Source organism: Chryseobacterium sp. ISL-6, from assembly GCF_018613715.1.
Classification (GTDB): domain Bacteria; phylum Bacteroidota; class Bacteroidia; order Flavobacteriales; family Weeksellaceae; genus Chryseobacterium; species Chryseobacterium paludis.
This window is the reverse complement of sequence record NZ_JAGGPT010000014.1, coordinates 79,843-93,013: the sequence shown is the minus strand read 5'-3', so window position 1 is coordinate 93,013 and position 13,171 is coordinate 79,843. Positions and strand designations below refer to the sequence as shown.

13 protein-coding genes are annotated in these 13,171 nt (G+C 38.3%); 11 read left to right on the top strand and 2 right to left on the bottom strand.

Annotated features, from left to right (window positions below; all coding sequences use genetic code 11):
• Positions 1 to 28: 28 nt before the first annotated feature.
• Together mobB and mobA are read right to left on the bottom strand one after the other, a co-directional pair.
• A complete protein-coding gene (gene mobB, locus J7E44_RS22815) occupies positions 29 to 1,309 on the bottom strand; it encodes a conjugal transfer protein MobB (RefSeq protein ID WP_214834269.1) in 1,281 nt (426 codons plus the stop codon).
• 7 nt (positions 1,310 to 1,316) lie between these two features.
• The gene (gene mobA, locus J7E44_RS22810) at positions 1,317 to 1,748 is read right to left on the bottom strand and encodes a conjugal transfer protein MobA (RefSeq protein ID WP_214834266.1); all 432 of its coding nucleotides are present in this window, start codon (positions 1,746 to 1,748) and stop codon (positions 1,317 to 1,319) included.
• A 653-nt stretch (positions 1,749 to 2,401) separates the two neighbouring features.
• Between mobA and J7E44_RS22805 the strand changes: the two genes are divergently transcribed.
• From J7E44_RS22805 to traN, 11 genes are all read left to right on the top strand, one after another.
• Positions 2,402 to 3,169 carry a ParA family protein gene (locus tag J7E44_RS22805; protein ID WP_214834336.1) on the top strand — a complete coding sequence of 256 codons (768 nt, stop codon included), beginning with the start codon at positions 2,402 to 2,404 and terminating at the stop codon, positions 3,167 to 3,169.
• Between the two features lie 4 nt (positions 3,170 to 3,173).
• Positions 3,174 to 3,599: a DUF3408 domain-containing protein gene (locus J7E44_RS22800; RefSeq protein ID WP_214834264.1), complete on the top strand. Its 426-nt coding sequence runs from the start codon at positions 3,174 to 3,176 to the stop codon at positions 3,597 to 3,599.
• A 96-nt stretch (positions 3,600 to 3,695) separates the two neighbouring features.
• Positions 3,696 to 4,154: a conjugal transfer protein TraD gene (locus J7E44_RS22795; RefSeq protein WP_251040663.1), complete on the top strand. Its 459-nt coding sequence runs from the start codon at positions 3,696 to 3,698 to the stop codon at positions 4,152 to 4,154.
• Between the two features lie 1,050 nt (positions 4,155 to 5,204).
• Positions 5,205 to 5,510 carry a DUF4134 domain-containing protein gene (locus tag J7E44_RS22790; RefSeq protein WP_214834259.1) on the top strand — a complete coding sequence of 102 codons (306 nt, stop codon included), beginning with the start codon at positions 5,205 to 5,207 and terminating at the stop codon, positions 5,508 to 5,510.
• Positions 5,511 to 5,521: 11 nt separating this feature from the next.
• On the top strand, positions 5,522 to 5,887 hold the full coding sequence (locus J7E44_RS22785; RefSeq protein ID WP_214834256.1) for a DUF4133 domain-containing protein: 366 nt from the start codon (positions 5,522 to 5,524) through the stop codon (positions 5,885 to 5,887).
• Positions 5,850 to 8,366, top strand: a complete 2,517-nt coding sequence (locus J7E44_RS22780; RefSeq protein ID WP_214834253.1) for a TraG family conjugative transposon ATPase — start codon at positions 5,850 to 5,852, stop codon at positions 8,364 to 8,366. The genes J7E44_RS22785 and J7E44_RS22780 overlap by 38 nt, the downstream gene beginning before the upstream one ends.
• A gap of 11 nt (positions 8,367 to 8,377) precedes the next feature.
• A complete protein-coding gene (locus tag J7E44_RS22775; RefSeq protein ID WP_214834251.1) occupies positions 8,378 to 9,010 on the top strand; it encodes a DUF4141 domain-containing protein in 633 nt (210 codons plus the stop codon).
• A gap of 1 nt (position 9,011) precedes the next feature.
• Entirely contained in the window at positions 9,012 to 10,004 is a 993-nt protein-coding gene (gene traJ, locus J7E44_RS22770) for a conjugative transposon protein TraJ (RefSeq protein ID WP_214834248.1), read from the top strand.
• A 15-nt stretch (positions 10,005 to 10,019) separates the two neighbouring features.
• Positions 10,020 to 10,643, top strand: a complete 624-nt coding sequence (traK, locus tag J7E44_RS22765; protein WP_214834245.1) for a conjugative transposon protein TraK — start codon at positions 10,020 to 10,022, stop codon at positions 10,641 to 10,643.
• Between the two features lie 272 nt (positions 10,644 to 10,915).
• A complete protein-coding gene (traM, locus tag J7E44_RS22760; RefSeq protein WP_214834242.1) occupies positions 10,916 to 12,223 on the top strand; it encodes a conjugative transposon protein TraM in 1,308 nt (435 codons plus the stop codon).
• Between the two features lie 16 nt (positions 12,224 to 12,239).
• Positions 12,240 to 13,127 (top strand): conjugative transposon protein TraN, encoded by an 888-nt coding sequence (gene traN / locus J7E44_RS22755; protein WP_214834239.1) that lies wholly within the window; start codon positions 12,240 to 12,242, stop codon positions 13,125 to 13,127.
• Positions 13,128 to 13,171 lie beyond the last annotated feature (44 nt).

The following is a 13,171-nucleotide window of genomic DNA, read 5'->3' as shown; positions in this document are numbered from 1 at the left end:
GGGGAACAGCTAAAATATCTATTGCCTTCTATCGCTTCCGTTTCCTTTTGTTTTTCATTCGATGGGCAAAGTCCTCTTCCTGATGGTCTTCTTCATTTTCGAAAGCCAATAGCCCTCCTATTCCTTCAAGCAGATGGTCATCATACGGATCAGGGATTTGTCCGGCACTTAAAAAGGCAAACAAAGAATTTGGGCCTTCTGGGGTTATAAAATCCTTATCCGTTAAAGAGTTCACCCATGATTTTAGTTTTTTATCAGGTTGGATTCGGTCTATCCATCGCTCATTAAAAGAGTTCGCAGAAAAATATTTCCCTAGGCCTGAGCCGTTCCAGACTATTCTTGAATGATGATCAATAAAAGTGATCCCGTATATGCGTCCTGTCTCATTCCTGCGAACTACAGTACTGATGCCTTGACTGGCTACAAGCTTTTTAAAATCCCTTTCATTATCCACAGACCTTACAGCATGATCAATAACCGTTTTGATATCCTCTATAGCCTTAGCATTTGTTGACAATTCTTTACATTTTATAAAATAAATCTCCAAAGTATCAAGACCTGCATTTTTACCCAGTAGAGATGCTTTAAAAGGATTCCCTACCCTTTCACCATGCTGATTCAGCGGAAAATATAATAGACCACGCTTTATCTCGCCATTCATTTCACCCTCTACTTTTTCAACCGTAATAAGAAACAGGGAAAGCAGCGCATTATATTCCCCCCATGTTTTAAATTGGTAATATTCCGGCAAACGTTTTACAACAGAGGCAATCTGTCTTTTAATATTTCCAGTCCGGTAATCCACAGGATTAAAAATCATTTCATTTTTCAGGGAATCCTTTTCTGTTGCAGATAACAAACCATATTTCTTTTCCAATTCCCTGCATATATTCATTGACCTTTTTTTTTCGAACCTATCTGAAATTTTTCTCCCATCTTCATCCACGCAAACTGATACGATATGAATATGGGTGCGATCAATATCAGTATGTTTAAATACAACAAAGGGCTGTTTTTCATAGTTCATTTCCCGCATATAGTCTTGAACCATCTCTATGAAGCATTCATCATCAACCTCATCTTTCGGATTAGGATTGAGGGATATGTGTAACGTATGCTTTTCGGTATTCCGGTTTGCAACAAGATAAGGCTCAAACGATTTGGTCAATTGCGAAACAGTATACCTGCCACTTGGCGTTTCAATTACCTTATTTGTCAACAGAATTTCTCCTTTACCCTTCTCAATTTTAGCCACATTATATGCCAAGGCTCCATATAAATTACTTCCCCTGCCAATTTTTGCTATCATTTCCTTCTTATTTTTTCAAATGATGTCGGTTAAATTCCTGGGTTATCTCAATTATTTTTTGACATAATAATGCCATTTCTGCGGTCTGCCTTTCCAACTTAAAAAGAAATGCCGCCGCTTTCTTCTCAGAAAAATGACTATACAACAATTTCACAATTTGATTATAATTCACTCCCACTGAACGGAATTGTGTATAAAGGGATGTTAACCGCATATAGAAATCTACAGAGCCTTTATCAATGCTGACCGTTTTTATTTCGTTAGAAAACAGCACCGAGACAATAAACTTTGCTTTATTGGTCATTCCCGACATTTCAAAAAGCGATATCAGCCTATCATTTTCTTGATCAGTAAGCCTGAAAACATGACGATGAATACTTGGATTCATTTTTGGCTTTCGACCACCTTTCTTCTTATAATTATTGTTTTTATTCTCCATGTCTGCCCCTATTTAATTATTCATAAAACTTCGACTTCGGAGCAAGTTTTAAGCTCCCTGCAAGGGCAAGTTGTTTTGAGGCACCCAAAACAGTTATGAGGTACTCAAAACACAACTTGCCGTGTTCTGATGAACACAAAAAATCATGCTGCCTTAATGATTTACTATTACTGTAAAAAATATATCTGGCCTGTAAAGTAAATTACCAGATGCTTCATCGTCATTTCTATTACATCAGGCACTTGTGATCTCTTGCAAAGTAAAGGCCTGTTGATGGTAAAACCCAATACGTAAGAGTCCCAAATACATCCTATTAAACGCCAATGTATTCCATCGTTATGTACTGCAAATAAGTAAGTACATTTCTTTGCACTTATAACAATATATAGGGATAAAGTTGGATATACATGTAATGAGATACCTATTCAGGGTATTAAGCAGAAAAATATAATTATCAATATATGTTTATAGAAATAGCTGCTTATCCATTTACCCACTACCGGGCACAGGTATATAAAAAAACACTCTTATATCTGGCTAAGTACAGAAGTCCACCTATAATTAGACTTCTATATCTCGTAGTGAATATGCAGCTAAATAGATACAGACAAACTGATACAATACAAGAAAGTACAATTACAAATATTTATAATATGGACTCAAAACACAAACCAGTATTTATCGCCTTTTCCTCTCAAAAAGGCGGTGTGGGTAAAAGCACATTTACCTCTTTGGTGGCAAGCATCATGCATTACCGTATGAGATATAATGTCGCTGTATTCGATGCGGATTTTCCTCAGCACAGCCTTATGAAAATGAAATCCCGTGATCTGGCAATGGTCATGGAAAATGAGAACCTGAAAAGAATGGCCTATAAACAATTTACTGCCATCGGCAAAAAAGCCTATCCTATCATGCAACACAAAGCGGAATATTTACTTGAAGCCGCCCACAAATGGATAAGCGAATCAAATATACCTATCGATGTATTATTTTTTGATCTCCCGGGAACTGTGAATACTCCGGGTATCCTCAGAACGTTGGCAGGGATGCATCACATTTTCACACCTATAACCGCAGACCGCATGGTCATGGAGAGCACCCTTATATTTACCCAACTCCTGCAAAATGTAATTATGGAAAAAGGAGAAACTTCAATAAAATCCGTTAACCTGTTCTGGAACCAGGTAGATGGCAGAGAGAATACAGCTCTGTACGAGGTTTACAATAAGCTTATCGGACAATTGGGATTAAATCTGATGAAAAGCCAGGTCAAGAAAAGCAGCAAATTCCGTAAAGAAAGTGAATTAGACAGCAAAAATGTCTTCCGTTCTACTTTACTCCCTCCAGATGAACGGCTAATGAGGGCGTGCCAACTGGATATTTTCATAGAGGAGTTTTTAGAAATCATTCAATTATAGCTGTATGGATAAAGATAAAACAAAAAAAGCCCAACCTGATATTGATGAAGAATTAATGATGAACCTTATGGTTGAGGGGGTGAAAATTGACAGACTACCAATTCCTTTGGAACCAATCCAAGACCATATGGATGATGCAGACCTTCCCAATCAAAAACCTAGCGGAAAAGAAAAGGATAAAACAAAAAAAATACCCGTACCCGATTATGAAACTCTCTTTTTCAAAAAGCCCGATACAAACGCCCGTGATGGTAAAACGGTTTATATCAGACCTGATTTTCATGAAAAACTATCCCGTATCGTACAGGTCATAGGTGAAGATAAGCTCACTATCTATGCGTACTTGGATAATTTGCTTGAATATCATTTTCATGAATTTGGGGACCAGATTACCATTAGTTTCAACAATAAATACAAACCTATTCTTTAAGTCGTGGAAATTATAATAATGATGTGCCTGATGGTTATTATCGTATTGCTCATACAGGACAAGATATACATCAATAAAAGGGTTACACAAAGAAATATGGAAAAAACAGTCCCACATCCCCCTGAAATTATGGGACAATCCAAGTCAACGAAAAAACGTTTGGTATCAAAAGGTACCGAAAATCCAAAGGAAGAACAGAAAAATATTTTAAGTATCCAACCTGATTTTGAGGAAGAGGAAGAAGAATGGAAAAAGCACAGGATAATCAGTGATGGTAACAGTCTTGCCCAAGGTGTCACTTTTGAAGAACTATGCAGCGTGGAGAGAGACCTCGATAGAGATAGCCTGGCACCGTCTCAAAAGGAAGCAACCTCTGCTATCCTTCAAAAGATACATGGAACCGCACTATTCAACCTACTGGAAAATTCAATGGAAGATACCGCTCATAAAATAGCAGAACTATTGGATAATAGTTTTACAGTTGAAGACAAAAGCAGTTTTTCCATTTTACGGAAAGAAGATTTTGAAAATTTCGATATTGAAGAGTTTATCTGATGATTAAATTTGAATAATGATATTCAAATTGCCCACCATAGAAAGAAGCCCTTCTTGATTGAAAGACTCCAAGAGCTGTAAAATCTACGATGCTTAAAAAAGTGTCTCAAATAAAAGCTTCCCAAAAAAGGGAAGCACTACGATGTAAAAATGATGAAAAATTATTAGTTAGGTTCTCAATTCAAATTTAAGTTTTTCATTTTAAGTTTTTTTATGACCAGAATCATAAAGGTTTATTTATAGGATTTTCAGTATCTTTAATTACAATGTAATTTTTCTTTACATTATTTGTGTTTTTTAAGCCCTTCTTCGGAGGGGCTTTTTATCTAACAGACACACAATTACCAATAGAATAAGATATATTTAAATTATTGATGCCGAAAATTATTTAAAGGATATTTAGATTATTACGAGGCGACATGTCTGGGTTATTTGGATAAAATACATCCGGAAAAATAGAAATTCCACTAATCTCCTATTTCAATTTGCCATATTAATCAATTGAAGAGTCTGATTAATCGCAAGGATCAGGCCTAATATCAAAAAGAGCCAGAACCGGACCGTCCGATAGTTTTTTTCCGTAAGGATGTACATTATCACACAGACAATCCAACCACCTACCGCAATGCTTTTAAAGGTCATGGAATATTTCATAAAGGTATTCCCGATAAGTAGAAGTATAATCCATAATAACTCAATGTATGGAGCATATTTTTGCCAAAATAGAATAAATCTTGACTTCATACAGAATAATCTTGTTCGTTTAATATAGAAATACAAAAACTATACCTACAGAACATACAAGCTGCCTGCCCATTTTTAGAAACTAATTTTGGGGGACTAGGCATCTGATCATTCAATTTTAAATAGGAACTGCGCCAACCTTAACTGAGTTGGCTGCTTTTCTTATACGCTATTCTTATAAAGACAATTACTGCCAAACCAATGTACGTACAGCCAATTCACCAATACTGATCGATTTTCACCACAATTTTGTCATGAAGCCAGCAATGAGCCGGCTCATTACAATCAATTAAACATATTTCAATTATGGAAAAACAAAGAAAAAAGATTTTACTGCTATCGGTAGCTGTGCTGATTAATGGGTTTTTGCAAGCCCAGGGAAATGGCAGCGCCGGCATCACGGAAGCTACCCAGATGGTCACTTCCTATTTTGACCCGGCGACCAAGCTTATCTATGCTATTGGAGCCGTGGTGGGACTTATCGGAGGTGTTAAGGTCTACAATAAGTTCAGCAGTGGTGACCCGGATACCTCAAAAACTGCCGCCAGCTGGTTTGGAGCTTGTATATTCCTTATTGTAGCAGCGACCATCCTGCGTTCATTCTTCCTTTAAGAATTTTGATTATGAATACTTATCTCATCAACAAAGGAATTGGAAGATCGGTCGAATTCAAAGGCCTGAAGGCACAGTACCTGTTTATTTTTGCAGGTGGATTGTTGGGAATACTGCTATTGGTGATGTTACTGTATATGACAGGCATTAATACTTATATCTGTTTATTTACAGGGAGCTCATGTAGTGGTATTCTGATCTGGAAGACTTTCTCTCTGAATAGAAAATACGGTGAGCACGGACTCATGAAACTGGGTGCAAAGAAAAAGCATCCCAGGTACATACTCAGCCGCAAACCCATACTCAGATATTTAAAAGCAACCCCTAAAAAACATTCATATGAGAAACAGCTCCAAAGCAGCGACCCTGGAGAGTAAATTCCCACTGCTTGCTGTAGAAGATAACTGCATTATATCTAAGGATGCCGATATCACAGTCTGCTTTAAGGTGAGGTTACCGGAACTCTTTACCATCGCATCACCAGAATATGAAGCCATTCATTCCACATGGTTTAAAGCGGTAAAGACCCTTCCCGATTATACGGTGGTTCATAAACAGGATTGGTATATTAAAGAAAATTACACGCCTGATTTATCATTGGAAGACCAAAGTTTTTTATCAAAATCTTTTGAACGTCATTTTAATGAAAGACCATTCCTGAATCATTACTGCTATCTATTTCTCACCAAAACCACTAAAGAGCGGATGAGAACTCAAAGCAACTTTTCATCGCTGTGCAAAGGCAAAATCATCCCGAAAGAAATCAGGGATAGTGAGGTTGTCGGTAGATTTATGGAAGCTGTTGATCAGTTCGAAAGGATTATGAATGACAGTGGTTACATTTATCTGAAGAAAATGTCGGCAGACGAGATTACAGGTACTGAAAATGAGTCCGGGCTCCTGGAACAATATCTTACCCTATCCCGAGAATCCAGCATACCCCTTCAGGATCTGCAGCTTGGAGCTGAAGAGGTTCGTATCGGTAACAACCGGATCAGTATTCATACCTTATCTGATACGGATGATCTGCCGGCAGCAGTGTCATCACATGCCCGGTATGAAAAGTTAAGTACGGACCGTAGTGACTGTTTATTATCGTTTGCCTCTCCGGTCGGACTTTTACTAAGCTGCAATCATATCTATAATCAGTATCTGTTCATTGACAACAGCGACTATAATCTGGGAAAATTCGAAAAGTCAGCCAGAAATATGCATTCACTGGCAAGATACAGCAGAGCCAATCAGATCAACAAGGAATGGATAGAAAAATATCTCAATGAAGCCCATTCTTTTGGACTGCGGTCGATCCGGGCACATTTCAATGTGATGGTGTGGTCTGATGATACCCGTGAACTCAAACAACTTAAAAACGATACAGGAAGTGCGTTAGCCTTAATGGAGTGTAAGCCGCGCCATAATACAACGGATGCGGCAACTCTATATTGGGCCGGAATTCCTGGAAACGCAGGTGATTTTCCAAGCGAAGAAAGCTTTTATACCTTCATTGAGCCGGCTCTTTGTTTTTTCACTCAGGAAACCAATTACCAAAATTCTCCCTCTCCTTTCGGAATCAAGATGGCTGACCGGCTTACCGGTAAACCCATCCATTTGGATATTTCTGATCTTCCCATGAAGCGGGGAATTATCACGAACCGAAATAAATTCATCCTGGGGCCTTCCGGAAGCGGAAAATCATTTTTCACCAACCATATGGTAAGGCAGTATTATGAACAGGGCGCTCATGTCCTGCTGGTTGATACCGGAAATTCTTACCAGGGTCTGAGTGAGTTGATTAAAAGTAAAACAAAAGGAGAAGACGGGGTATATTTTACGTATACGGAAGATCATCCCATTGCCTTTAATCCTTTTTATACCGATGACGGAATATTTGATATTGAAAAGAAAGAAAGCATCAAAACCCTGATCCTCACCTTATGGAAAAGAGATGATGAACCGCCTTCCCGTTCTGAAGAAGTTGCTTTATCCAATGCCGTAAGCGGTTATATCGATCAAATAAAAAACAGCAAGCAGATCCCCTCATTTAACGGCTTTTACAAGTATATAAAAGAAGATTACCAGAGCATCCTTGAACAGAAGAATGTCAGGGAAAAAGATTTTGATATTGCTAATTTCCTTAATGTTTTAGAGCCTTATTACCAGGGTGGCGAATACGATTACCTTCTCAATTCAGACAGGCAGCTTGACCTGTTATCCAAGCGCTTTATTGTCTTTGAGATTGATGCAATCAAAGACCATAAGATCCTTTTCCCTATTGTAACCATTATCATCATGGAGGTTTTCATCAATAAGATGCGAAGACTTAAAGGAATCAGAAAACTAATACTGATTGAAGAGGCATGGAAAGCTATTGCTAAGGAAGGCATGGCAGAATACATCAAATACCTATTCAAAACCGTAAGAAAATTCTTTGGAGAAGCCATTGTAGTCACTCAGGAAGTTGATGATATCATCCAATCCCCCATTGTTAAGGAAAGTATTATTAATAATTCCGATTGTAAGATCTTACTTGACCAGCGAAAATATATGAACAAGTTCGATGATATCCAGGCTATGCTCGGACTAACGGATAAAGAAAAAGCCCAGGTCCTTTCAATCAATATGAATAACGATCCTAAGAGGCTTTATAAAGAAGTCTGGATTGGATTGGGAGGAACTCATTCTGCCGTTTACGCAACTGAGGTTTCCACAGAAGAATACCTTGCTTACACTACGGAAGAATCTGAAAAAATGGAGGTCATGAACCTGGCATCCGAACTCGCCGGAAATATTGAACATGCTATTAAAAGAATATCCCTTAAAAGAATCAGAACAAATAAAGACAACCCAATCACTTAAAATGTACAACAATGAAAAATCCAATCATTACAACATTACTAGCAGCAGTAATTGCTGCAACAACATTCGTTAAAGCTCAATTTGTGGTTACAGATCCCACCAATCTTGCCTCCGGAATCCTGAATTCCGCCAATGAAATTGTACAGACTTCATCGACGGTCTCCAATGTAATCAAAAACTTTAATGAAGTTAAAAAAGTCTATGAACAGGGTAAAGAATATTATGACAAGCTAAAAGCAGTCAACAACCTGGTTAAGGATGCCCGCAAAGTCCAGCAAACGGTTTTGCTGGTAGGCGATGTATCGGAAATCTACGTCAATAATTTTGGCAAAATGCTTAATGACCCCAACTTTAACACCCAGGAACTGACCGCAATAGCCAATGGATATTCGGCACTGCTTACCGAAAGCACCGAACTGCTTAAAGAGCTCAGGCAAATCGTGTTCTCAACCGGTTTATCACTTAATGACAAGGAACGTATGGATGTCATTGACAGGGTATACAAAGAGGTTAAGGAGTATTATAATCTGGTAAGATACTATACGAATAAAAATATTTCGGTAAGCTATTTAAGAGCTAAGAAACACAACAATACACAAAGGGTTTTGAGCCTCTACGGAACATCCAATCAAAAATACTGGTAGTATGGAACCCAATAACTTACACGAAGTACTCCGATCTGTTTATGAAGAGATGATGCCCTTCTGTGCTGATATGGCAGCAGTGGCCAAGGGAGTTGCCGGGCTGGGAGCCTTATTTTACGTTTCACTTAAGGTCTGGCAGGCACTGAGCCGCGCCGAACCTATTGATCTGTTTCCCATGTTACGCCCTTTTGCCATCGGAATCTGTATTATGTTTTTTTCAACGATTGTCCTGGGAAGCATCAATGCTGTTTTAAGTCCTATCGTACAAGGCAGTCATTCCATGCTTGAAGGCCAGGTTCTTGATCTCAATGAAATGCAGCAAAAAAAAGACCTGCTGGAAAGAGAGTCCATGCTCAGAAATCCGGAAATGGCCTATCTGATCTCTGATGAAGAGTTTGACAAAAAACTGGAAGAGCTTGGCTGGTCCCCTTCAGATTTGGTTACCATGTCAGGTATGTACATCGAAAGGGAAATGTTTGCCATTAAAAAAGATATCAGGGACGGATTCCGTGAATTCCTGGAGATATTGTTTCAGGCAGCAGCATTGGTTATTGATACCATAAGGACATTTTTTCTCATTGTACTATCCATCCTGGGACCAATAGCCTTTTCGATTTCTGTGTGGGATGGTTTTCAGACTACCCTCACCCAGTGGCTGACCCGATATGTAAGCGTTTACCTCTGGCTTCCGGTTGCAGACATGTTCAGTACGATACTTGCCAAGATTCAATCCCTTATCCTGGAGCGGGATATTGAGATGCTCTCGGATCCTGATTTCATTCCTGATACGTCCAATACCGTATACATCATTTATATGATCATCGGAATCATCGGCTACTTTACGGTTCCAACCGTTACAGGCTGGGTCATCCAGGCAGGAGGCGCAGGCAACTTTATGCGCAATGTCAACCAGACTGCCCAGAAATCAGGAAATATTGCAGGCGCTGCTGCAGGATCAGCAACAGGCAATATATCGGGAAAATTACTTAAATAATAAAATCAAATTACAATGGAATTTAAGACCTTAAGAAATATTGAAAACAGCTTTAAGCAGATCAGGTTATTTACTTTTGTCTTTACGGTGTTTTGCCTGAGTGTTGCGCTATTTGCCATATACCGTTCTTATAGATTTGCTGAAGAGCAGAGAAAAAAAATCTACGTATTGGATAATGGAAAATCCTTAATGCTGGCCTTATCTCAGGATATGTCTATCAACCGGCCTGTAGAGGCAAGAGAGCATACAAGACGTTTCCATGAGCTATTCTTTACCATTGCACCTGACAAAAATGCCATTGAAAGCAATGTCAAAAGGGCTTTCAATCTGGCAGACCAATCCGCATTTAATTACTATAAAGACCTTTCTGAAAAAGGATACTACAATAGAATTATTTCAGGAAACATCCAACAAAGGATTGAGGTGGACAGCGTGATCGCTGATTTCAACACCTATCCGTATCCAGTGAAAACCTACGCCAGGCAGTTCATTATACGCTCAAGCAATCTGACCATAAGAAGTTTGATCACCAGCTGCTCACTTGTCAATTCAGTGAGATCAGATAATAACCCGCAGGGATTTACCATTGAGAAATTCAGTGTTATTGAGAATAAGGATATCGAAACTGTTGAACGGTAAATCAACGAATATGAAAGAATTCAGAAAAGCGATAGACTGCTATGCCAGGGAGATGGAACAACAGTGGAAGACGTTACCTGATTATAGGCACCGGCGAATAATAAAAATCATTTTTGCAATGTACCTATTGCTAAGTATTTTTTCCATACTGCATATCGGGTTGAACCTGGCAGGTCGCAATAGTACCATTCCAGTGGAACATATAAGAAGTCTCCAGACAGAAAACCACATTAAGAATCAAAAGACACCCATTCAAGAAAAAAATTCCCACCATGAAAGATTTAAGTAAAACCACTATCAGAATAACAGAAGGAAACTCACCAGATCCAGATGATCAAGAGGGCGTAACACAGCAATTTGAAAAATTAAAGAAGCCTCTTATCTATCTCTTAATGGGGATTGTCTGCGCCGGGTGTTTATATTTGATCTTTAAGCCCAATAAAAACCTGGCCATCACCGGGAATTCGGGTTTTAATACGGCGGTTCCTCAGGCGGCCAATGATCAACTTCAGCCTGACAAACAGAAAGCTTATGAACAGGATCTGTTGGAGCAAAAAAATGAAGAAAAAAGAAAAGCCTTAACCAGTTTATCTGATTATTGGAATGATCCGGATCATTCCACTGACTTGAAGAACCAAACCCTCCACCCCGATGTAGCTGAAAACTCCAAAATTAATATGGTTACAGGCCGTAATGCATTTAATAGCTACCAGACTGCACAGCAGACGTTAGGCTCTTTTTACAAGAGAGACAATCAGGAAATTGATCAACTTAAGCAAGAGATCAGCAGACTTAAGCATGGATCGATGCAAAAAGATCTGATTCCAGTCAGTTCAGGAATTAACGATCAGCTTGAACTAATGGAAAAATCTTATCAGATGGCAGCAAAATATCTGCCTTTACCCAAAAATGAAGATCCGGATAATAATGAGATTCAAAAAAAAGAAACAGATCATAATAAGGCTGAGATAGCTTCAATAAAGCCTATCTGTAATGATATTGTTTCCGGTTTATACCGCTACCCTTCTGACAGTATGCTTTTGGCCGGTCCTGATCATAACCGGTTTACAGGGATCCAAAATGTAAATCCACAAGGTTTTGAAAGGAAAAACAGCATCCGTGCAGTAATTCATGAAACCCAAGTAATGACACCTGAAAGTATATTATCCCTAAGACTTCTTGAGCCTATGATGATTGGAAATTCCAGAATTCCATCGGGAACATTATTAAAAGCTACGGGGAAATTCCAGGGTGCCAGACTAGAGTTAAAAATATCTGCTATAGAATATGACGGATCTATACAACCTGTTGATATCACCATTCATGATAATGATGGACAATCAGGATTATATATCCCTTATTCTCCTGAACAAAACGCGATTACCGATATGCTCGCTAATATGAGTCAATCATCAGGAACTAATATTATGATGACCCAGTCTGCAGGACAACAAATTGCCGCTGATCTTACAAAAGGACTGGTTCAGGGAGTGTCAGGATATTTCCGGAAAAGGGTAAAATCACCTAAGGTCACCGTAAAAGCCGGACATCAGGTATTCTTAATTTCAAAAAATAGTTAATTGAAAATATAAAGCAATGAAAACAATAATTGATAAATGGCTTTCAGCAGTGCTCATTTTGTTTTTTACATGTATAATAAAAGCCCAGGAAACTACTGAAACTCCTTCACTGTATAAAACAAGATTGGAGCCTTACAAAATGGAAGTTACCTATGATAAAACAACCCATTTGCTGTTTCCTTCGCCCATACGATATGTCGATTTAGGAAGTGAACATCTTATTGCCAATAAAGCTCAAGATATAGAAAATGTACTTAGAATAAAATCTGCCGTAAGGGACTTTGAAAAAGAAACAAACTTTTCCGTTATTACCCAGGATGGAAAATTCTACAACTTTGATGTGTCGTACAGTTCATATCCCTACATACTGAACTATGATCTCCTGAAACTGCAACAAACTGTAGAAAAAAAACATTCTACTCATGCACAATTTGAAGAACTTGGAGGAGAGAGGTCATCAGATACCGAACTTATTATGAAGATGCTCCACAAAAGCCCTAAACAAAACATTAAACATATCAAGGCAAAAAGTTCCGGAATTCAGCTTAGTTTAAAATCGTTGTATGTACATGAAGGAAAATTTTATTTTATCCTGTTGATTAAGAACCTCAGTAATATCAACTATAGCATTGATTTTATCAACTTTAAGATAACCGATAAAAAGAAACTGAAGCGTACGGTTATACAGGATAAACTATTGGTGCCACTCCGAACATTCCTGCCGGACAAAACAGTCAGATATCAGACAAAGGAACAAGCTGTCTATCTTCTCAATCAATTTACTTTATTGAAAGGTCAGGTGTTGGAAATCGAAGTCGTCGAAAAAGACGCCATCCGTCATCAGAAAATTCACGTTAAAAATACTGATTTGATTAATGCCGCAATTATCGAAAGCTTAAACTAAGATGAAGATAATAATCAGAAAATTACCATGATTAGATCAATTGC